Below are 23,486 nucleotides of genomic sequence, written 5' to 3'. Positions count from 1 at the left end.
GACAGGGCATAATGGGAGGAAGAAAATATGATAAAAGTATTGTTAGTGGATGATGAAAAGCTGGCACTGGAGTATTTGGAGCATATTATTGATTGGGAGTATCATGGATTTGAATTGATCGGGGTAACGACAAATCCAGAACAGGCACTTGCAATTTACAAGACACACAGACCGGATCTGGTGATATCAGATGTAAAGATGCCTGGATTAAATGGATTGGAATTAGGGGATGCAATTCGCGAATATGGTGGAAATACACATATTCTGTTCCTTTCAGCATATAAAAATTTTGATTATGTAAAACAGGCAATCCGGTTAGGAATTGATGATTATATCTTAAAAAGTGATCTGGAGGAAGATGGATTTTTAAGAAAAATACTAAAATTAAAAGAAGAAATTATAAAAGAAAAAGCAAAAAAGCAGTATACAATTACAGCAATTTTAGAGGAATTATTTAGAAAAAATATTTCAGAAGAGGTATATAAAGATATTCTTGATGAAAATGATTATATAGGTTTGCATAAGAAATATTATTATATTATCGTTTCTCAAAGAAAGGTTCCGAAGATTTTAAAGAAATATATTCCACTTGATAACAATCAGATGACATTGGATAATCGGCTCATAAAAAGAGCGTGCGAAAATGTATCTGAAAATACTGGGATTCATGTAGGGGCCAGGTTTCCGGTAAACGAAGATGAATATCTGATTTTGCTTGAATTCGGAAAAGGAATTGTTTCACAAAAAGAAATAAATGACAGAATTTATGATTTTGCAAGAAAGCTGTATGAATATATTAACAGAGAAGAAAAACTGTATCATGTATATTATTGTTTGCATGGAAGTATGGTAAGGCAGTTCCGGTCTAATTTTACAAATTATCAAAGACAACTGGAAAATAATATTTTAAAAAATGAAGTAGAGTTACAGGAGCTGCGTTATGACGGAAAAGAGGAAAATGAGAAGAAACTGTCAGGAATTTCATCAGAAGAAATTTATCAGTCTTTACAACAGGGAAAAACAGAAGAAATTGAAAAAATAGAAAACCGATTGCATGAAACAGAAAAAAAACAGAATGTTACAGAATACTTGGAATATATAGAACATATTTTGGAGGCTCTTAGTTTGTTTGATGGAAAACTGATTGGAGAAACAAGCGGTCAGAGATTTTTGATGACCGAGGGATGCAGTTCTTATGATTTTAGAAAAGTAACAGATCTTCAGGCATATATTGAATACAAGATAGAAGAAATTTGTCGAATGAAAAATGAGAAAGAAAAAATGATTTATTCCGATGTGACAATCAATGCAATGGCTTATATCAATCAGAATTATGGTGATGCAAGTATTACAGCAGCAGAAGTTGCGGAGCATGTTGGTGTGACGTCTTCCTGGTTATCAACGAAATTTAAAACAGAAACTGGAATACGGGTAAATGATTTTATCAATAATGTCAGAATAGAAAATGCAAAGAAAATGTTCCAGGATAAAGAATATATGGTTTATGAAGTATCAGAAAAGACAGGTTTTACTTCCAGTCAGTATTTCAGTAAAATTTTCAAAGAATATACAGGACTGACACCGAACCAATATCGCAGGAAATTATTAGCCGGAGAGTAGAAGAGGTCATGAAATTAAGAAATAAATTGGTTATAGCACAATTATGTGTGTTTTTGGTAATTATGGGAATATTGCTCATGGCATTACCGGAACTGGTATATAGAAATATCAGTGTGAAAGACAGAGAGGATACCATGATTCTGAATGAGCAGATCATGTCTCAGTTAGATCAGAATTTTGAAGAGCTGGTAAGATTTACAAAGATTGTGGCAGAAGAACCAGAACTTATTCAGAAAATAGATCAATATATGTCGGAGCCGAATGAAGCAAATAATGCGAAAATAAGTCTTTTTTTATCCCAGCTTGGTGTAAAAAATAAAATTCAGTCATATGGAATCATCGGGATTTATCTGGATGTCCAAAAGGCGGATAAAATATATGATTTTTCAACAGTAGGATTTTCGAATAAAGTAAAAGAACATATTTGTAGTGAAATAAAAGAATTAGATTTAAAAGGGAAAAAGACAAGTTTTTTGAATCCTTTTGCTTATGACGGGGAATCAGATACAGCATTTGGAAATATATTTAACATGGTTTATGGATATACGATGGAATATATATATCATGGGCAGAAAGGCAATCTTACTGTTATAGCATCTTTTGACCAGTTGTACTATATTGCAAACCAGATGAAAGATTACAGTAACGATTATCTGTTTCTTGATAAAAATAATCAGATTTTACAGCCAAGTGTTAAGGAAACACAAATAGATGTAAACGCAACTCTGAAAAACATGAAGTATGGAAAAAGCTATAAGGAAGGTTATTGGCAGCAGGAAGATGGGATTACTACAGTACGTTTTTCGGAAGAAGATGGGTGGAAGATTATTTGCAGGCAGAGCAGAAAAGATATTCTGGACAATAACCGTTCGCTGATTTTTCTGGTAGAAATACTGATTTTATGTTTTGGGCTTGGAATTGTGTTAGTTATGATCCCGATTGTAAATCATTTTACCGGTCCGCTTACGGATGTATCAAAACAAATGAATGAAATAGCAGAAGGAAATCTGGATGCACGAATTGAGGTGAATTCAACAGATGAAATAGGAGAAGTAGGCGCTTCATTTAATGTTATGGCAAAACGTTTGCAGGAAAATATCGTTGAAATGGTCGAACAGGAAAAGAGAGAGCAGCAACTGAAGTATGGTCTGATGATTTCGCAGGTGGATCCACATTTTATCTATAATACCATGAATATGATTACATATCTGGCACAGAAAAACCGGAATGAAGATGTGATTGCAGTGAATAAAGCTATGATTCAGATTTTAAGGGACAGACTACGTATAGAGGTGGATAATGTTTATGATACAGTAGAGCAGGAAATTAAAGTAGTGAGAGAATATTTACTGATTCAGAAATATCGATATACAGGAATATTTAAAAGTGTTATTGATATTGAAGCGGGGGTTGAGCCATATCTGATTGCAAAAAATATTTTGCAGCCACTTGTAGAGAATGCGTTCTTTCATGGAATTCTATGTAATACGGATGAAGAAGGCGAAGTAATAGACGGATGCATTACGATTCGTATCAAAATGGAAGAAGATGAAGTTGAGATTATTGTAAAAGATAATGGTGCAGGGATGTCTCAGGACAAACTAGATGAATTAAGCAAACCGCAGCGTAAACTGTCAAGTATGGAAAGAGGAGAACATATCGGTATAAAAAATATTAAAGAAAGACTGGACTATATTTATGAAAATAAATACAGATTTCAGATATGGTCAAAAGAGGGCGAAGGTACGATCGTTACGATCCGGATTCCGGCAATTGTATCAAGTGAAACTGAGAAATAAAAGAATGGAAGAGGTTCTATGTAGCAGTAAAAACTGTTATATGGAGCCTTTTTATATAAGTAATGAAGGGAATTTATGTGTCTGAAAGAAGTGGAAAAGGGCCAACATTTTGTGATTTCGTTAAGAAATGGGTATAAACATTTTCTATTTTCGTTAAAAACTAGCGTAAAACATTTCTGTTTTTCGTTAAAAAGCAAGGAAAAACATTTCGTGTTTTCGTGAAAAAATGTATAATAGGAGAATCAAAACATTGCGCAGGAGGACTTTCATGGAACCATTCTATTATCACAAAATGACGAAACAGCAGCAGGCAGCATACCATGTAATCATGCAGGGAGCGAATGCGCTTGCGGATGAATTTCAGATACCGCGCATAGAAAGTGCGGAGCTTTATGATGTCTTTTTCAGGCTTCGGCTGGATCATCCGGAGATTTTCTGGATGACAGGATATAAGTATAAATACTATCAGGACTCTCCGAATCTGATCTTTGTACCGGAGTATCTGTTTGACAAAAATAAAATCCGGGAGCATCAGAGGGCAATGTCCTCCAGAGTAGAAAAACTTGCGCGGGCGGCAAAAGATTTGTCTGAATGGGAAAAGGAGAAATATATTCATGATTTTATCTGTGATAATGTGACTTATGATAAGCTGAAAAAGGCGTATTCCCATGAGATTATCGGTCCACTTGGACATGGAGTTGGCGTATGTGAAGGGATTGCAAAATCTGTGAAAGTACTCTGTGATGCGCTTGGAATCTGGTGCATGATCGCAGTCTGTGGTAACAATCCGGAAAAAGGGATCAAGTACCGTCATACTTGGAATATCATAAAAATTGGTGGTACATATTATCATCTGGATGCAACTTTTGACAATACGCTTGGTAAACACAGTGCGGAAGGACAGGAGATCCGCTATGATTATTTCAATCTAGACGACAAGAAGATTTTCCGGGATCATGAACCGCTGATCGCACCGGCACCGGTCTGTACGAATGGGGATCATTTTTATTATCGGGAGAAGAAACTTTCCTTTACAAAAGAAGAAGATGTTTATAAACGGTCGCTACAGGCGGCTAAGAAGGGCAGGACATTGACCTTTCAGTGGAGAAGTGGCTATCTGACAAGAGAAGTTTTGGAGAAACTTTTGGATCTGCTCCGGAAAGCCGGAGAAGAGAAGCAGAAGGCTGCCAGGATCAGCCTCAACTGGTCGCAGGCAGTGATCCGTGTCAGTTATGTGGAGGACAGAGGACTTGCCTGTGTGGATATGGAAGAGGCAAATGAAGGAGAAAAGGAATAGATGAGTGAACTGGAAATACAGGAAAATATGTCAGCAGAGGAAGCGTTCATGGATACAGAAAATGCATATGAAGAAATTCCGAAGGCCTTCCAGAAACTTGCCCAGTTACTCGGTCAGGATCAGTTTGAAGTTCTGTTTCCAGATAAAGATGCCAAAAACCAGGATGAGATCCGCTTGGTGTATCTAATGAATGATGCAGTGGAAAGCTTTCTGGTTTTTATCGGTGCGAGGATGACCGGACATTATCAGAAGGATTATGAAGGAGAGCTGGACGCAACTTTAAGCCAGGAGGATGGAGAATATGTACTTGTCGTATATCAGGGCGAAACGGTTGTGACCATTTTCTTCCGGGAACTTCAGTTGGAGGTGAACCTTTATAATTACGGAGATGTGGGACATTTCTGGGTGAAGGGGTATGAGTATCTGCGGATTCTGGAATATCGTCTGGCGATTCTGAGCGATAAATGTGAATACCTTGGAGAAAAGGCAACAAGTGATACAGAACGGAAACTTGCAAAACTGGTACATTTTCCACCGTTGAACTATACCTGTTATCCGGCAGTTCCGGCAAAATATATTGTCCCGATGGAAGATCCGTGGAATCCGACCGAAGAGGCAATGGATGTAATGGAAGAGCTTGCTGTGGAGAAAGGGGACAGAAGCATGGTAAGGTGGCTTCGTTTTTACCGGAAGCATCACGGAAAAGTGATGAGCAGATGGCTTGCAAGGCTGTTACACAGAAGAAGCCATGCAGATATGATTGACCTGCTGGATAAAAAGCTTGCAAAAGAAGCAAAAAATTATCCACGAAGAGATTTTGGAGAGAAATTTAACCAGAAGTACGAAAAAGTTTTACAGAAAGCAGAGCAAAGAAAAGAAGAACTGGAGATAAACGGGCAGAAAGTGACGCTTGTGCGTGAGGAACCGTTTTCTGTTGCAAGAGATTTGGTGGATTTTAAGGTGTATCTGATGATATGGAAAGAAAAAAGGGGAGATCGGATCGTGGAAATCGAAGAGTTTCTTTGAATTTTTGTAAATAAATAAAATAGAAAAATAATTTAAAATAAAAAGTATTTTTGATGATGAGGCAAATAGGGATAGATGGTTGAAATCAGTAGGATAAGTGTTAGAATAAAAGATAAAATAGAAAAGTAATTTTAGGAAAATTAGTTTTTTAAAAGACATATTTTTCTTGAATATTGAGGAATAGAAAAGGCAAAATGTGTAAAGTATGTTATTAGAAGGTGGGAAAATGCATGGATGCTAATCATGAAATTATTATACCTAATAAAGGATTACCATTTAAAATGTTTATATTTGAAGGGAAAAACGGAAATTATGTAAGAAATAAACATTGGCATACATCAATAGAGATTTTTGCTGTTTTTAAAGGTTCAGTAAGATTCTTTTTAAATGATGAAGAATATTATTTGAAAGAAGGTGAATTTGTTATTGTAAATTCAAATGAAGTGCATTCTATTTTTGCACCAGATTTAAATTTGACATTAGTTATTCAAATTCCACTTGTTGTTTTTGAAGAGTATTATATTGAGAAAAATTTCATTACATTTTCACATGATTCCAATTATTGTGATAAAGATATGATGGGTATAATGAAAGAGATGTACAGAGCCTATGTAGCAAAGAAGTGCGGGTATGAATTCCTAACTCAAACAAAGTTTTATCATTTGTTATATTTAATGGTAACAGTGTATAGGATAACAGATGTAAGTGATGAAAGAATAAAAAGTTATAAGCATTTGAATCGTCTGACAGATATAACAAATTATATTAAAGAAAATTATGAGGGAGATATCTCTCTTGAAAGTCTGGCAAAAATATTTGGATATTCTCCGACCTATTTGTCGAAGATGTTTCAAAAGTATGCGAAAGTTAGTTATAGGGAATACTTGCAGAGTATTAGATTGGAGAGAGCTTGCGCTGAACTTGTGAATACTAATCATATGCTTGGCGATATTGCTATTAATAATGGTTTTGCAAATAGTAAAGCATTTGCAAAAGCATTTAAAAAGAAAAATGATATTCTTCCAAGTGAATATAGAAAAAGAATGAAGCAATAGATCAACGGGCCTTACAAAATTTTTTTGTGAGACCCGTTGAATTGTCAAATGCGGAAATGTGCATAAAAAAGATTGTGTAAATCAAAAAAAATATACAATTAGATGGTTTTATAAAAATAAAAGCAATACAAAAAAACAAAAATGCACTAAAAATATATCAAAAAAACCAGAAAATAGTAGAAAATGACAAGAATGTGACATTGTGAGGTTAAGATAGTGGTAGAAACAAGATATGAAGATTGTTATAATTCAAAATAACAAGAAACAAACTCATATGAGTAGGAGGAAAGAAAATGAAAAAGAGATTAGCGAGAATTCTTGCTGTGACATTAGGCGCAGCAACCTTGCTCACAGGTTGTGGGGGCAACAGTGGGCAGAAAACATCTGATAGTTCCAAGAAATCGGATGATCAGAAGATTACAGAAGACGTTACAAAGACGGAAGGTGAAATCGAGGTTTGGACAAATCTGAGTCAGGAAGAGATGAACTTTTATGTTGAAGAGTTCAACAAAATTGTTCCTGGTGTGAAGGTAAAAGTAACAGTTATGCCATCCAAAGAGTACAGAACAAAACTTCAGAATGCATTCCGTACAGGAACAAATGCACCAGACGTGGCAACATTTGAGATTTCGGATCTTGGTGTATATAAAGAAACAGATATGCTTGAGAATTTAAGCCAAGAAAAATATGGTGCAGAAGATATTTCAAAAGATATGATTCCATATGTAGATGAGCTTTCAAGAGATAAGGAAGGTGATATCAGAGGTCTTTCATGGCAGTCAACACCAGGAGGATTCTGGTATAAGAAAGCTCTTGCTAAAGAATATCTTGGAACAGATGATCCGGATGAATTAGCTGCAATGTTATCTGACTGGGATAAAATCGTAGAAGTAGGAAAACAGGTTTACGAAAAATCCGATGGAAAGATCGCATTATTAGATGACGTTGAATCGGTATTACAGCTGTATGCTTCTTACAAAGGTCAGCCATGGGTAGATGATAACAACCATATTATCAGTGACGACTATATGCTTGAAATGTACAAAATGATGGAAACAGTTGTTTCAAACAAAGTAGATGCAGAAGCAGATATGTGGTCAGCAGGATGGACATCAGGAATGTACTCAAAAGATATGTTTATTCTTACATGCTTACCAACATGGGGACTTAATTTCTGTATTAAACCAGGAATCCCGGATGATGAAATGGACAAGGCAGCCAATACATGGGGATACATGCAGGCACCAATTCCTTATCAGAATGGTGGTACATGGTATGGAATGTACTCAAACTCTAAAAATAAAGATGCAGCATGGGCATGGATTAAAACTATGACATCTAATGTAGATTATCTTGTAAATGGACTTGCTGATACATGGGGAGATTTCCCGGGATATATTCCGGCAATCGAAAAATGTATCGAAGAAGGACATACAGATATTGTAACTGGCGATCAGCAGTATTTCGCAGACTTCTATGAAACAGCGAAAGAAGTTAAAGGTGATCCAATGACAAAATATGACCGTCAGGCTTGGACAAGTGCAGGCGCACAGATGGATCTTATTGCGACAGGACAGATTACACCGGAAGAGGCAGTACAAGGATTCAAAGAAGATATGAAGAATATTTATCCGGAAATCGAAATTGATTAGTCCATAAAATGAGTATGGATATCATATAAAGGGAGCTGCTTCAGTGAAGTACTCGGAGGAGTACCTTCCCTGGAGCAGCTTTTTAAATAGAAAAGGAGGGCTACAAAAAGTGGCTGCAGTAAGCGGAAAGCGGAAAAGAAACAAAATAAATAAAGATAATGCAGGATATTTTTTTATTGCACCATATTTTATCGTTTTTTTAACATTTACCTTATATCCAATTTTATATACATTTAAGTTAAGTTTTATGTCCTGGGATGGATTTGGGGAACAGCAGTTTATAGGATTGGCGAATTATCAGAGGTTACTTCAGGATCAAATGTTTATAAAATCTATCGGAAACACAATTTTTATTGCACTTTTAGCAATGATTCCACAGATGGTATTTGGTTTGGTGCTTGCGTTTTTACTGAATCAGAAGAAATTACGTGGAAGTAATTTCTTTAAAACAGTATTCTATTTTCCGAATCTTGTAACAGCTGTTTCACTTGGTGTACTTTTTAGCTTGTTATTCGATTGGAAAGCAGGTAGTGTGAATCAGGTTCTGATGACATTACATATTATTAAGGATCCGATTAACTGGAAGGGAAGCCCTTTACTGTCACAGCTCATTGTTGCATTGGTGTTATTCTGGCAGTATTTTGGATATTATACCATTATTTTTACAGCGGGTATTCGAGGAATTCCATATGAACTTTTTGAAGCCGCTGAAGTGGATGGAGCTTCAAAAGTACAGACATTTTTTAAGATCGTACTACCGCTTATGCGTCCAATCATGACGTTTGCATTTGTTACATCAATTATTGGTGGTCTTCAGATTTTCGATTTACCGTATACTTTTGGTGGTGCAATGGGAGGAACAAAAGCTTCATTATTAACCATGGTAATGTATATGTATAATATCGCATTTACAAATTTAGATTATGGATATGGTGCAGCAATTTCATATGGATTATTTGTAATTATTATTGTATTTTCAATTATTTTCATGAAATATACAACAGGAAAGAAGGAGCAGTATTAAATGAGTATGCAAAGTAAAAAAGAAGGTCATGGTAAACTTTATCGCACCTTAACGTACATATTTTTAATTTTTCTTGCCATTATCAGTATAGTACCATTTTATAATATGATTATTGGATGTACTCATGATAATGCCGCTTTAGCAACCAGTTTTCAGATGATTCCAGGAAAACATTTGCTCGATAATTATCATCGGCTTCAAGATAATGTAAATATTTGGAGAGGTCTTGCAAACAGTGTTGTTATCTCCGTGATATATACGGCAATTTCTACTTATATTGGAGCACTTACCGCCTATGGTTTTGCAAAATACAAATTCAAAGGGAATAAAGTTTTATTCTGGATCGTCCTTGCAACAATGATGCTTCCTGGACAGCTCGGAATTATTGGTTACTTCCAGGAAATGAATAATTTGAGATTGTTAGATAATTACATTGCTATTTTAATGCCGAGTTTTGCCACACCAGTTATGGTATATTGGATTCGCCAGTATATTGATGCATATGTTCCAAATGAATTGCTTGAAAGTGCACGTATTGATGGTTGCAATGAGTTTAAAATATTTAATAAAATTATTTTCCCAGTAATTATTCCGGGAGTAGCTACACAGGCTATTTTTACATTTGTTGGTTGTTGGAACTCTTATGTACAGCCATCTATATTGCTGTTCTCACAAGAAAAGTTTACATTACCGATTCTGGTACAGCAGATGCAGGGAGTATACAAAACAGATTATGGAGTAGTATATCTTGGCGTTACACTTTCAGTAGTGCCGATATTGCTTTTGTTTATGTTCTGCTCAAAGAAAATTTTGGAAAGTTCAATGTCAGGTGCAGTAAAGGGATAGGATATGGAATATAATTTTGATGAAATCATTGACAGACGCCATACAAACAGTGCAAAATTTGATGAAATGGATGCATTATTTGGAAGTGATGTCATGCATCTTGGTGTGGCAGATATGGATTATCGTTCCCCGGAACCTATTTTAAATGCGATGCAGAAAATTGTAAAAAAAGGTGTATTTGGGTATACGATTTTACCGGACAATTATCAAGATTTGGTATGTCAGTGGATGCTACGCAGATATCATGAAAAAATAGATCCAGAATGGGTTGTTTTTTCACCGCGGATTAATATGGCTCTGAATATGGTGGTAGAGACATTTACCAATCCTGGAGATGGAATCGTACTGCATACACCGGCATACACTGCCTTGCAAAATGCAATTGAAAAATATGATCGGAAGATGATTGAAAGCTCATTAGTATTAGAAAATGGAAGATATCGAATGGATTTTAAACAGTTAAGAGAAGCATTGGACGATAATCTGAAAAAAGGAATCCATACAAGTCTTATGTTGCTGTGCAATCCACATAATCCAACCGGGCGTGTATGGAACAAAGGAGAGCTTGATGAAATTGCATCAATCTGTAAGGATTATAATTTAATGTTGGTAGCTGATGAGATTCATGCAGATTTTTTAAAGAAAGGCAAAGAATTTGTTTCTACGTTAAAGATAAGAACAGAATTGAAAGAACGATTGATCGTATGCAATTCGATTACAAAAACCTTTAATGTACCGGGAGTAATTTTATCGAATATGATTATTCCGGATACAAGAATCCGCGAAAAAGTAAAAGAAACAATTGACCGGTGGGGGCTTCATAATCCGAATATTTTTGCTGCGGGCATTATGGAAGCAGCTTATACAGAATGCGATGACTGGCTGGAACAGGTAAACATTTATCTGGAAGGAAATTATAATTTTCTTGCTAAGTATTTGCAAAAACATATGCCAGAATTTGAAGTAATTCCTTCAGAAGGGACGTACATGGCATGGATTAAAACGAGTAAATTAGGAATCAGTCCAAAAGCTTTAGAGCAATTCTTCATTGAAAAAGCTAAAGTATCAGTATATATGGGTGATCGGTATGGAAAGCATACCGAGGAATTTATTCGTGTGAATATTGCAACTTCCAGAGAGTATCTGGAGAAAGCTTTGCACAGAGTGAAAGCTCATTATGATGAAATTGTGCAAGGAAGATAATGTTTTGGTATGGAGAAGAAAATGAATATAGAATTTTTGGAGAATTTATTAAATCAGATTTCCGTATCTGGAAGTGAAGAAAACGGGCAGCGTGTTTTAAGGGAATATATGGAACAATACGCAGATGAAATAAGAACCGATGAAATAGGAGATGTGATTTGTGTATTAAATCCGGAAAGCCCTGTCAGAATCATGCTTTCTGCACATGCAGATGAGATTGGCCTTGTAGTAACAAGAATTACAGAAGAAGGAAGAATTCAGGCAATTGAACGCGGTGGAATAATGACACATAATTATCCGGGTCAAAAAGTCCAAATCTGCACAAAGAAAGGCATCGTGTACGGTGTTGTAGAATGTAGCAGAGAATTATTGAAAAAGGAAACGGTAAAAGTAGCAGACTTATTGATAGACATCGGCGCAGTATCAAAGGAAGATGCGCTACAGCATGTCTCTTTAGGAGACACAGTTGTACTGGATTCTGGAATCAGAAAGTTGTTACATAATCGAATAACAGCGAGAGCAATGGATGACAGAATTGGGGTATTTGTTATCATGGAGGCTTTTAAACGTGCAAGAGAAAAAGGCTGTAGCGCAGGTGTTTATGCTGCTGCCACAGTGGGGGAAGAAACAACGAAAAATGGTGCATTTTGGTGTAGTGCGCAGATTGATCCGGCACTTGCAGTAGTTGTTGATGTTACAAATTGTACAGACTATAGTAGATTCCCAAATGCAGCCGTTTCAGGAGATATTGTTCTGGGAAATGGTCCAGCACTTTGCAATAGTCCCATAGCAACTAAACAGCTTAATGAAAAGATGGTGGAATGTGCTCAAAGAGCAGGTATTGGTATTCAGAGAGAAGCGGCAAGTTCAAGAAGTTTTACAGATGCGGATCAAATTCATTTTTCTAATAAAGGTGTTCCAGTGGTTTTTACAGGGATACCACTTCGGAATATGCATAATCCAGGTGAGGTTGCGGATATGAAGGATGTAGAAGGATGTATAGAACTTATCGCAGAGTTTTTATGCAGTTTTAAGTAGAAGGAAAGCCTTTGCTTTGCAGAGTAGATTTGCAGAGAGAAGGCTTTTTGTAGTATATTTGAAGAAAAAGTAAATTTTGCATAAGGAGAATGACAAATGATCAACCGAGAAGATATGCTGGAATTGACGCGGCGGATGACGCCTGCAAGAACATCATTCACAAGAATAGCAGGCTGTTATGTAGATGCAGACGGAGATTTTGACGGAAGCTTTAACATCAACTTCCTCAAACTCTCTGCGTCAGAAAAAACAAAAAATCTCGCAATCGCCAAAACGATTCCATTTGCAGAGACAAACACAAAACTGAAAAAATACGAGATCCAGCCGGAAAATCAGAAAGCCGGAAGTATGTGGCAGCTTTTGATGGCGCTCAGAGACTGTGAACTCAAAAACGATGCCCTGATGGATACTCTTTATGATATCATCATGGAAAACATCCGGATCACCACCCCTTATGCGATCTATGTTTTCCATGATAACTACGATATCCCAGCCAAAGCCACCGACAAAGAACGCCTCGGAGAATCCGAAGAGATGTTCTCTTACCTCATCTGCGCCATCTGTCCCCTTGTCGGCGAATACGAACCCGGATCCCCAACATCCGGCTTCCTCTTCCCCGCCTTTACAGACCGCAGCGGTGACCTGAACCACATAAATATCTATGGCATAACTGAAAAGAAACGTGAAGAACTTGGTAGACTTATATCTTTATAATAATGTGTTGTTGGAAATATTTTAAAGATACAAATTTTTAAAAACTAAAACAAATCATTATACTCAAATTTATTTATCCGTTTTTTCGTCCCCCTCCAACACCTTAAAACCTACCTTATTCCTCCATCAGCAAGCTCCGGAACTCCGTAAAGAAACGTCCCTGCTCTTCTTTGGTCATCTTAACCAGCATCTCCAGGCTTTCCATACTGATCCTCCCGGCTGAGAACAGCAGTTCCGTATAATCCCATTTCGTATATCCATACTCTTTTTCCCAGTCGCAGATTTTCTTCATTCCATAATAATAGCAGGTGAAATATCCCGGCGCATTCTGGTGTGCCTGTACCTGGGCGCGGGCAGTTACGCGGTCAAAGCCAAGCTCTTCTTCGTAGATTTTTACAGCATCTTCCAGTGTCGCTCCAAAATAATACAGCTGCAGATCAACCAGGATACGGACAGAGGCATGATGACGGCGGAATGCAACGAACAGAGGGAAGAACGGGTCTTCCGCAAAGATAAAGGTAAATGCGCGTTCAGTCCGAATACAGGTTCCCTCTTCCAGAGGTACACTTTTTGCTCCTATTTTTACAGTTTCCGGTGTTGGATCGATCGCTGCACGGATAAACTGGACATGGTGTCCCGGATAAGTTTCGTGCATGGTATTCATCTTGATCCAGCCATCGGTAATGTTCTGATAATTATACTGATTCAGGAACATCTGGCCGCGGAGCGGTTTGACACGGAAATCACCACCCTCATAACCGCCCCAAGGGTAAGAATCCTTATAGCAAGGCGGAAGAGGAACGCACAGACAGGTTTCATCTTCCGGAAGACGTACATATTCATGAGCGACAGCACGGGTACGTTTCAGATAATTTCTGGCACGTGTATACATTTCCTCGGCACTGTCACAAGGACCAGCATAGCGGAAAAGCACATCACTGACTTCTTTCATTGTCTTCGGAGTTCCTTCCGGAAGCTCTAATTTGGAGGCGATTTCGAATACTTCAGCACGGGTCTTTTCAATTTCTTCTTTATGCCATGCAAGCAGTTCGTCGAGAGATACACCAAGACGGTTTTTCAGAAGGCTGCGGTAAGCTTCCAGATCCATCTTGATGGTCTTTGAGAGATCATCCTTTAACAATTCTTTAGAGTCAGACTGGCAGTCAGAACCGAGTAAATCTGCCATTTCCTGAAGCTGATCGATAAAAATCCGGAAGGACTGTGATAAAGATGCAATCTGTTCTTCTGTGAAATCCGGGAAATATTCATTTAACAGTTTCAGGTCGCGCTGCATATCCAGCCTTGCGCGGGCAAAGGCAGAAGAAAGGGAAGCTTCATTTTCTCCGTATTGTGTATGGATCAGATTAAGGATCAAATCCTGATTTTCATGAAATGCCTGTAATTTTCTGGTCAGGACATCGAGACGTACTTCATTAGAACGCCGGTCACAGCGAGCGATTTCCTGAAGATAATAGACAAAATCCAGGAGAGGTGCTTCCGGATTGTGCTCTTTTTCTTCGATAGTAAATTTAAGAGAATCCAGGAAGTCATTCAGATGATGCTTCACCAGACGATAGACATTGTCAGGTGTATCCAGGTTTTCAACCTGTGTTTTTAAATCATTCCATTTTTCGCGGACCGATCTGATCTTTTCGGGAGTCGGGAGAAAAAGGATATTTTCAAAAGAACGGTGGCTTTCGAGTTGGTCATGCAAAATGGCAAGTTCTCTGTCAAGTTCGCGGTAAGTATTGGTTAAGTCAGTATTTTTCATGAGTAAATGGCACTCTCCTTTTTTAGAAATTTGTTCTAATTGTATCTTACCGCAGAAAATGTCAAATGAAAAGCAGGACAGATAAAAAGATTCGCGTGTCGACTTATGCCCCTTTCTGTGATATGATAATCAAGAGATTATTATGAGCAGAAAGGGGCATTTTTTCGATGGCAGCAACATCTGAAAATAAGCCAAAACAATATATATCTGTCGGGATCCTGGCGCATGTGGATGCCGGAAAGACGACGCTTTCGGAAGGAATCCTTTATCTTACCGGTCAGATCAGGAAGCTTGGAAGAGTTGACCATGGAGATGCGTTTCTGGACACGTATACGCTGGAAAGAAGCCGGGGGATTACCATTTTTTCCAAGCAGGCGAATTTTGTGCTTGGAGACAAGCAGGTGACTCTTCTTGATACACCGGGGCATGTGGACTTTTCAGCAGAAATGGAGCGTACCCTGCAAGTTCTTGATTATGCAATCCTGGTTGTCAGCGGAGCGGACGGTGTGCAGGGACATACACGAACTCTGTGGAATCTTCTTGCAAGGTATCAGGTTCCGACCTTTATTTTCATAAATAAGATGGATCAGGACGGTACGGACAGACAGGATAGACTTACTGAATTAAAGCGGAAGCTCAGCGGAGAGTGTGTGGATTTTACAGAAGCGGGTGAAGAATTTCTGGAAGAGCTGTCTATGTGCGACGAGACGGCAATGGAAAGCTATCTGGAAAATGGAGAGATCACGGCGAGCCAGATTCAGACGCTGATCCGGGAACGAAAGGTATTTCCATGCTATTTCGGTTCGGCACTGAAGCTGGAAGGTGTGCAGGAATTACTGGACGGACTGGGAAAATACATGGACGGACCGGTAAGCGGGACGCATGCTGAAGAAGCTTTTGGAGCGAAGGTATATAAGATATCCAGAGATTCACAGGGCAGCCGCCTGACACATATGAAGATCACAAACGGAGTACTGAAGGTCAAAGAGATCCTGGAATATATGGCAGAGGAAGAACCTTTGCAGGAGAAAGTCAACCAGATCCGGATTTATTCCGGGGACAAGTACGAGATGGTGCAGGAAGCAGAAAAAGGCTGTATCTGTGCTGTGACAGGACTTACCCGGACTTATCCGGGACAGGGGCTTGGGATGCAGCAAAGTTCTTCGGCACCGATACTGGAGCCGGTTCTGAATTACCGGGTGGAGCTGCCGGAAGGCTGTGATGTCCACCGGATGCTGCAGAATTTCAGACAACTGGAGGAAGAAGATCCGATGCTCCGTGTAGTCTGGAATGAAGAGGCAGGAGAGATTCAGGTCCAGCTGATGGGCGAAGTGCAGACGGAGATTCTGCAAAGTCTTGTAAAAGAACGGTTTGACGTGGATATTTCTTTTGGAAGTGGGAATATTGTTTACAAAGAAACGATTAAAAATACAGTTGAAGGAGTAGGGCATTTTGAGCCGCTGCGTCATTATGCAGAAGTGCATCTGATACTGGAACCGGGAGATCCGGGAAGTGGAATCACGATCGATACGATCTGCAGTGAGGATGTGCTGGACAAGAACTGGCAGCGACTGATCCTGACACATGTGCTGGAAAGAGAGCATCGGGGCGTTCTGACGGGATCGGTGCTTACTGATGTGAAGATCACACTTGCCAGTGGACGTGCACATCTGAAGCATACAGAGGGCGGAGATTTCCGCCAGGCTGTGTACCGTGCAATCCGCCAGGGACTGATGCGGGCAGAGAATGTACTGCTTGAACCGTATTATGCATTTCGTCTGGAAATTCCGTCAGAGATGACAGGCCGTGCACTTACGGATATTCAGCGGATGAATGGAGAATTTGACGGACCGGAGACGGAAGATGATATGGCTGTTGTCACCGGAAGTGCACCGGTGTCTGAAATGCAGGATTATCAGAGAGAAGTAACCACATACAGCAGAGGAAGAGGGAAACTGTTCTGTACGCTGAAGGGATATTTTCCATGCCATAACCAGGACGAGGTTGTAGAGGCGATTGGTTACGATCCGGAGCGGGATGTGGAGAATCCGACGGGCTCTGTATTCTGTGCTCATGGAGCAGGATATAATGTACCGTGGCAGGAAGTGCCGGAACATATGCATATTGAGGCACAGCTTCCGAAGATCCTGGAAGAGCGGAAAAGGCTGGCAGGAGAGACCGAAAAAAGTCTGGATGAGACTGTACCGGTAAATTTACGCAAGGAGAAAAGCGGATCAGCAGAAGCAGCAGCCAGAGGCGGCAGGCATTATGCGCGTAATGCCAGAGAAGACAGGGAACTGGAAGAGATTTTTATCCGGACTTACGGACGGGTAGAGAGAAAAGCCGATCGTCTTCCAAAGACTGTGACTGCAGGGAAAACGCCAAAAGCAAAGAAAGATGAAGAAGGCGTACAGGAATATTTGCTGGTAGATGGTTATAATGTTATTTTCGCATGGGATGATCTGAAAGAACTGGCAAAAGAGAATATTGAAGCAGCAAGAAATAAACTGATGGATGTGCTTTGCAATTATCAGGGGTTCAAGAACTATCCTCTGATCCTGGTATTTGATGCCTACAAGGTTGAAGGCGAAGCAATGGAAATCTTCAAATACCACAACATTCATGTTGTGTATACAAAAGAAGCTGAGACGGCGGATATGTACATTGAAAAGGTAGTACATGAAGTCGGAAGAAAGTATCATGTGACGGTAGTTACATCAGATGGTGTGGAACAGGTGATCACACAGGGACAGGGAGGTACGATCATATCTTCCCGGGAGTTCCTGGAAGAGGTGAAGATCGTGAACCGGCAGATTCAGGAAGAATGGGAGCTGCACAAAGAGAGTGCGAAAAATTATCTGTTCGATCATATGGACAGAGAGCTTGCCGGTCATATGGAAGAGGTCCGCATGGGCCGGAAAGAATTGGGTGAGAGAGCAAATGATCAATAAAGAGGAATTTCTGAAAACCTGTAATCTGACAGAGGATGACCTTACGGCTGCCCGGATTTCCTGGGAGGAGCTGACAGAGATCTATGAAGATTATATGTCAAAAACGAAATTGTTCCGTCATCTGGGAAAAGAATTTGTAGATGAATATATTTATGATATTGAGCGGGCAGGGATCCATTCCTACCGTTACAGAACTAAGAATCCAATGCACCTTCTGGAAAAGATCATCCGGAAGCGGAAAGAAAATTATGCAAAATTTGAACATATCAACAAATCGAATTACCACAAATACATCACAGATTTGATTGGTATCAGGGTTTTCTTCCTTTACCGGGAGGACTGGATCCATTTTCATAAGTTCATCACTTCGATGTTTGAAAATGATCCGAACAATTATGTAGAGGACAGGCTGCGGGATTTTGATGAGGATCCGGAGCACTGCTATATCGCAGAACGTCCAAAAGTATACAAGCGTTCCGGAGATACGAGGATTTATGACAGTACGCAGATTGAAGTGCGGACAGGCGGGTATTACCGTTCACTGCATTATATCATCAAGTATCACGGATACTATCTGGAAATCCAGGGCAGAACGCTTTTTGAAGAAGGATGGAGCGAGATTGACCATGATATTGTGTATCCGTATTACAAGGATGATGAGATGCTGACGGAGTTTTCCGGACTGCTGAACAGGCTTTCGGGAGTGGCAGATGAGATGAGTTCGTATTTCAGAAAGATGAAAAAACTCAGAGAAGAAGAACCGGATAAAAAAATAAAGGATTTCTTATAAAAATTAAAAATAAAAAGCAAAAGACGTTCATAACAAAAAGTTGTGTTCCGTTTGTTTTATATACTGGAAAATTGCATTTCATAGTATATAAAAAAAGGTCAAATGCAAAGAGGCATAGCTGCAGAAAATTGCGGTTATGCTTTTTTATTTTATCTTCTCTGCAAAATATAAATAGGGAGGGATTTTCGTGAAAAAGTATATTGCGAAAAATATGTATACGGAAGTCATGATCTGGAGAATGGGAATGAATTTTGTGAGCAGGATTATGTATCGTGGTCGGCACCGTTGGATGACCTGTCTGACTGGCGTTATGAAGGCGTAATCTACCGAAAAGATCAGGATCCGTATGAGTAGTAAATAAATATTACAGGATCAAGTGGGGAGTAAGCATTGCTTACTTCTCGCTTCCCGATTATAATTAGAATAACAGAAATTAAGTTAGAAAGGATGGATTCAATGATGTGCTGACACTGCTGATCCACCTCGGATATCTGGCGTACAACGAAGATGAAAGGACGGTATTTATTCCAAATGCGGAGATCCGGCAGGAGTTTAGAGCAGTAGTAAAAATGGCATATAAAATGGAAATGGATAAAAGAAGCTGTGTTTGCTCTGCAAAAGAATTATCAGAGAAGGAGGAAGAAAACCATGCGATTTCTTCATTTATCAGACCTGCACCTCGGCAAGCGAGTGAATGAATTTTCTATGCTGGAGGATCAGGCATATATTTTAAAAGAGATATTGAACATTATCGATGAGCAGAAGGTGGAAGCGGTTCTGATCGCGGGCGACATTTACGACAAGGTGATTCCGTCCGCAGAGGCGGTGAGGCTTCTGGATGATTTCCTGACAAGGATCGCCGCGAGGGAGCTGCCGGTGTTTCTGATCAGCGGAAACCATGATTCTGCAGAAAGAATTGCTTTCGGTTCAAGACTGATGAGCAGCAGACAGATCTATCTTTCACCGGTATTTGAGTTGGATGTAGAACCGGTAACGATAAGTGACCGGTACGGTGAGATCAATATTTACATGCTTCCATTTGTGAAGCCGTCTTTGGTAAAAAGAGTGTATCCGGAGGAAGAGATCATCACCTATCAGGATGCTGTAAATGCGGCAGTGCAGCATATGCAGATCGACACAGACAAACGAAATATCCTGCTTGCGCATCAGTTCGTGACCGGTGCGGCAAGATGTGATTCAGAAGAACTGTCTGTAGGCGGTGTGGATGATGTGGACGCATCTGTCTTTGACGGATTTGATTATGTGGCGCTTGGACATCTCCATGGCCCGCAGAAGATCGGGAAAGAGACAGTGCGGTATTCGGGGACGCCGCTCAAATATTCTTTTTCTGAAACCAATCACAAAAAAGCAGCAGTCATCGTTGATGTAGAAGAAAAAGGCAAAATAAATATTCAGCAGATTCCATTTTTGCCGAAACATGATATGCGGGAAGTCAGAGGCACGTATATGGAAGTGACTGCGCTGGATTTTTACAAGGATATGAACACGGACGATTATCTTCACATTACGCTGACTGATGAAGAGGATATCCCGGATGCGATCGGGAAGCTACGATGCATTTATCCAAATATCATGAAGCTGTCTTATGACAATCTGCGGACGAGAGCGGCAGGGACAGTGAGAGGAACGGCAGAAGTAGAGGAGAAATCCCCGATGGAGCTTTTAAGAGAGTTCTATGAGCTTCAGAACAACCAGCCCATGACGGATGAACAGGAAGAGATTGCCAGAGGAATGATGGAAGAAATATGGGAGGATGAGAGATGAGACCGATAAAACTTACGATTTCTGCATTCGGACCGTATGCAAAAGAGACAGAGATCATTCTGGATGAACTTGGTGAGCGGGGGCTTTATCTGATAACCGGCGATACCGGTGCCGGAAAGACCACAATTTTTGATGCAATCGCATTTGCACTTTACGGGGAAGCGAGTGGAAATGAAAGAGAGCCGGGGATGCTTCGGAGTAAATATGCGGATCCGAAGACGCCGACCTTTGTGGAATTGGAGTTCTTCTATCAGGGGCAGAACTACCATATCCGGAGAAATCCGGAGTACATGCGTCCAAAGGACAGGGGCGAGGGCATGACGCTGCAAAGAGCGGATGCGGTACTGGAATTTCCGGATGACAGGCTTCCGGTCACAAAGGCAAAAGAGGTCACGAAAGCAGTGACAGAACTGATCGGGCTCGACCGCGGACAATTTACTCAGATTGCAATGCTGGCGCAGGGAGATTTTATGAAGCTTCTGTTTTCAAAAACTGAGGAGCGGAGCAAAATTTTCCGGGAAATTTTTCATACCAGACCGTATCTTGCATTTCAGGAGAAAATGAAAAATGCAAGCGGCAGACTGCAGGAACAGTATGAGGATGTCAGCAAAAGCATTTTGCAGTACATGAAGGATATCAGCTGTGATGAGGATGACGTGCTTGCGGCGGATGTGAAAAAGATCCGTGAGAGCAAAGCGGTGGTTCATGCGGACAAGGTTCTGGAACTTTTGGAAACTCTGACAAATCAGGATGCAGATTCGGTGAAAGAAAAGAAGAAGAATTTAACGAAGATCGAGAAAGATCTGGAAGAGCTGAACCAGAGAATCGGAAAGGCAGAGACAGTGATCCGTGCAAAAAAGGAACTGGAAAAAGCGGAGCAGACGATAGCAGAGAAGACACCAACGCTGGAAGAACTGGAAATGGCACTGAAGAAAGAACAGGGAAAAGTGCCGGAAAGAGAACAGCTAATAGAAGAGATCGGAAAGAGGCAGGAAAAGCTTGCAGAGTATGACGAGCTGAAAAAACTTCAGAAGCAGATTAAAGAGCTTGAGAAACAGATTGAGATATTAAAGGGCCGGGAAAGCCGGTATCAGGAAAAGAAAGCGCAGATGCAGGCGCAGCTGGAACAGAAAAGGAATTTACTGGAAGAGCTGAAGGATGCGGAAATTAAAGTTCTGAAAGTTACAGCAGAACAAAAAGAGGTTTCAGTAAGAAAAGAAACGGCAGAAGACATTCTTATTCAATATAAAAGATACCAAAGACAGAAGAAAAGTGTGGAAGAGGCGCAGAAAGCATACCTTGTCATGCAGGAGGAATGTACAGAGCGAAAGACACAGCTTGCCTGGATGGAGAAGGCATTTCTGGATGAGCAGGCGGGGATTCTTGCAAAGGTTCTGAAAACGGGAGAGCCGTGTCCGGTGTGCGGATCGGTCCACCATCCATGTCCGGCACAGATGACGGAAGGTGCACCGGAAAAAGAAGAGCTTGAAAAATACCGGAAAGAGACTGCCGATGTGGAGAAAAAGACGAATGATGCAAGCTTTCAGGCAAATGAAAAGCTGGTGCAGTTAAAAGCGCTGGGAGAAGAAATCCAAAAGAGTGTGAAAAGTTTTGACAGCAGCATACAGGAAGAAGAGATTGAAAAATCGCTGGCGTTGGTCGGTCAACAGATGGATGTCCTCGAAAAGTCAGAAAAGGAATTACAGAAAAAGCTGGAAGTAGCTAAAGAAGCAGTGGCAGAAAAGCAGAAGCTGGAAGCTGATATCCCGGAACTGGAGCAGATGCAGAAAAAGCTTCAAGAGGAAGAACAGGAGCGAAAGGATCAGCTCCTTGTGTCTGAGAGAGATAAAGCAAATGCAGAAGAGCAGGCTGCGAAGGTACGTGGCAAACTGGAATTTCCGGAGAAAGCAGAAGCAGAACAGAAGATCAAAGAGCTGGATAAGCAGAAAAAAGAGATCGATAAGAATCTGAATGCTGCCCAGAAGGCATTCCAGGACTGCAGTCAGTCGGTAGAAGCGGCAAAGACGAAGAAGAAAACGCTGGAGAAGCAGATTGCAGGTAATAAAGAAACCGATATGGAAGAGCTTGGGCAGGCACGACAGGAAGTATCAGGTGCGAAAAAAGAGCTTCAAAAACAGATGGAAGAGATCAGGATCCGTTATGAGAACAATCTGAAAATCAGGAATGCGATTGACAAGCAGAGTGCGAAACTTCTTGAGCTTGAGCGGAACTGGACACAGGTGCGTGAAATTTCCGATACGGTAAATGGAAAGATCAAAGGCGGATCCAAAGAAAAGATCAAGTTTGAGACCTACATCCAGACCAATTATTTTGACCGGATCATTGCCCGTGCAAATACGCGGTTTATGGTGATGAGTGGAGGACAATATGAGCTGAAACGCCAGACTGATACGGATGACCGGAAGAGTCAGAGTGGTCTGGAACTGAACGTAATCGATCACTACAATGGTTCTGAGCGAAGCGTGAAGACGCTTTCCGGCGGGGAATCCTTTAAAGCTTCTCTTTCGCTGGCACTCGGACTTTCTGATGAGATCCAGGCATCGGCAGGCGGAATCCAGCTGGATACCATGTTTGTCGATGAAGGATTTGGTTCACTGGATGAAGAGTCACTGGAACAGGCGATGAAAGCACTGAATGGTCTTACGGAGGGCAACCGTCTGGTGGGAATCATTTCCCATGTACAGGAATTAAAAGCAAGGATTGAGAAACAGATTGTGGTGACAAAGGAAAAAGCAGGCGGAAGCAGAGTGGAACTTAAGATTGACTGATCTGTACCGGAGAAGAATTTCATGCTGAGATGAAGCGGAGCACCAATGGAGGTGGGGAAAATTCACCGAAACTGGAAGGAGAAGATGATTTTTATGAGCTGTTTTTTGCAGGACTGGAGCAGAAGG

At 40.2% G+C, this 23,486-nt stretch carries 17 protein-coding genes and 1 pseudogene; 17 read left to right on the top strand and 1 reads right to left on the bottom strand.

The window, feature by feature from the left end:
• Positions 1-27: 27 nt before the first annotated feature.
• From PGZ10_RS07955 to PGZ10_RS07905, 11 genes are all read left to right on the top strand, one after another.
• A complete protein-coding gene (locus PGZ10_RS07955) occupies positions 28-1,620 on the top strand; it encodes a response regulator transcription factor (RefSeq protein ID WP_055260329.1) in 1,593 nt (530 codons plus the stop codon).
• A gap of 77 nt (positions 1,621-1,697) precedes the next feature.
• Complete coding sequence (locus tag PGZ10_RS07950) at positions 1,698-3,419, top strand: sensor histidine kinase (protein ID WP_270541066.1); 1,722 nt, start codon at positions 1,698-1,700, stop codon at positions 3,417-3,419.
• A 268-nt stretch (positions 3,420-3,687) separates the two neighbouring features.
• Positions 3,688-4,716, top strand: a complete 1,029-nt coding sequence (locus PGZ10_RS07945; protein ID WP_270541064.1) for a transglutaminase domain-containing protein — start codon at positions 3,688-3,690, stop codon at positions 4,714-4,716.
• Positions 4,717-5,742: a DUF3878 family protein gene (locus PGZ10_RS07940; RefSeq protein WP_270541061.1), complete on the top strand. Its 1,026-nt coding sequence runs from the start codon at positions 4,717-4,719 to the stop codon at positions 5,740-5,742. It abuts the gene before it with no gap.
• Positions 5,743-5,972: 230 nt separating this feature from the next.
• Positions 5,973-6,797, top strand: a complete 825-nt coding sequence (locus PGZ10_RS07935; protein WP_055260326.1) for an AraC family transcriptional regulator — start codon at positions 5,973-5,975, stop codon at positions 6,795-6,797.
• Positions 6,798-7,090: 293 nt separating this feature from the next.
• Complete coding sequence (locus PGZ10_RS07930) at positions 7,091-8,449, top strand: ABC transporter substrate-binding protein (protein WP_055260325.1); 1,359 nt, start codon at positions 7,091-7,093, stop codon at positions 8,447-8,449.
• A gap of 109 nt (positions 8,450-8,558) precedes the next feature.
• Complete coding sequence (locus PGZ10_RS07925; protein ID WP_055155464.1) at positions 8,559-9,473, top strand: carbohydrate ABC transporter permease; 915 nt, start codon at positions 8,559-8,561, stop codon at positions 9,471-9,473.
• A complete protein-coding gene (locus PGZ10_RS07920; RefSeq protein ID WP_055155463.1) occupies positions 9,474-10,319 on the top strand; it encodes a carbohydrate ABC transporter permease in 846 nt (281 codons plus the stop codon). It abuts the gene before it with no gap.
• A 3-nt stretch (positions 10,320-10,322) separates the two neighbouring features.
• Positions 10,323-11,522, top strand: coding sequence for a MalY/PatB family protein (locus PGZ10_RS07915; RefSeq protein WP_055155462.1), 1,200 nt, complete (start codon positions 10,323-10,325; stop codon positions 11,520-11,522).
• A 21-nt stretch (positions 11,523-11,543) separates the two neighbouring features.
• Complete coding sequence (locus tag PGZ10_RS07910; protein ID WP_055155548.1) at positions 11,544-12,560, top strand: M20/M25/M40 family metallo-hydrolase; 1,017 nt, start codon at positions 11,544-11,546, stop codon at positions 12,558-12,560.
• 96 nt (positions 12,561-12,656) lie between these two features.
• Positions 12,657-13,274: a DUF4317 family protein gene (locus PGZ10_RS07905; RefSeq protein WP_270541058.1), complete on the top strand. Its 618-nt coding sequence runs from the start codon at positions 12,657-12,659 to the stop codon at positions 13,272-13,274.
• 115 nt (positions 13,275-13,389) lie between these two features.
• Here PGZ10_RS07905 and PGZ10_RS07900 read toward each other — a convergent pair whose 3' ends face one another.
• Positions 13,390-15,045, bottom strand: coding sequence for a DUF885 family protein (locus PGZ10_RS07900; protein ID WP_270541057.1), 1,656 nt, complete (start codon positions 15,043-15,045; stop codon positions 13,390-13,392).
• Between the two features lie 167 nt (positions 15,046-15,212).
• Between PGZ10_RS07900 and PGZ10_RS07895 the strand changes: the two genes are divergently transcribed.
• From PGZ10_RS07895 to PGZ10_RS07870, 6 genes and pseudogenes are all read left to right on the top strand, one after another.
• The gene (locus tag PGZ10_RS07895) at positions 15,213-17,996 is read left to right on the top strand and encodes a translation factor GTPase family protein (RefSeq protein ID WP_270541056.1); all 2,784 of its coding nucleotides are present in this window, start codon (positions 15,213-15,215) and stop codon (positions 17,994-17,996) included.
• Positions 17,986-18,786, top strand: coding sequence for a GTP pyrophosphokinase (locus PGZ10_RS07890; protein ID WP_270541055.1), 801 nt, complete (start codon positions 17,986-17,988; stop codon positions 18,784-18,786). Before PGZ10_RS07895 ends, PGZ10_RS07890 begins: the two co-directional genes overlap by 11 nt.
• A 210-nt stretch (positions 18,787-18,996) precedes the next feature.
• Positions 18,997-19,131, top strand: a pseudogene (locus PGZ10_RS07885) (family 43 glycosylhydrolase); the annotation flags it as partial.
• A gap of 116 nt (positions 19,132-19,247) precedes the next feature.
• Positions 19,248-19,484: a hypothetical protein gene (locus tag PGZ10_RS07880; RefSeq protein ID WP_330674250.1), complete on the top strand. Its 237-nt coding sequence runs from the start codon at positions 19,248-19,250 to the stop codon at positions 19,482-19,484.
• Positions 19,435-20,571, top strand: coding sequence for an exonuclease SbcCD subunit D (locus PGZ10_RS07875; RefSeq protein ID WP_270541054.1), 1,137 nt, complete (start codon positions 19,435-19,437; stop codon positions 20,569-20,571). The genes PGZ10_RS07880 and PGZ10_RS07875 overlap by 50 nt, the downstream gene beginning before the upstream one ends.
• On the top strand, positions 20,568-23,360 hold the full coding sequence (locus PGZ10_RS07870) for an SbcC/MukB-like Walker B domain-containing protein (RefSeq protein WP_270541053.1): 2,793 nt from the start codon (positions 20,568-20,570) through the stop codon (positions 23,358-23,360). The genes PGZ10_RS07875 and PGZ10_RS07870 overlap by 4 nt, the downstream gene beginning before the upstream one ends.
• Positions 23,361-23,486: the final 126 nt, after the last annotated feature.

It is taken from the genome of Coprococcus sp. AF102-57 (genome assembly GCF_027686195.1).
In the GTDB taxonomy this organism is placed as follows: Bacteria; Bacillota; Clostridia; order Lachnospirales; family Lachnospiraceae; genus Allocoprococcus; species Allocoprococcus comes.
This window is presented reverse-complemented; position numbering and strand designations above follow the sequence as displayed.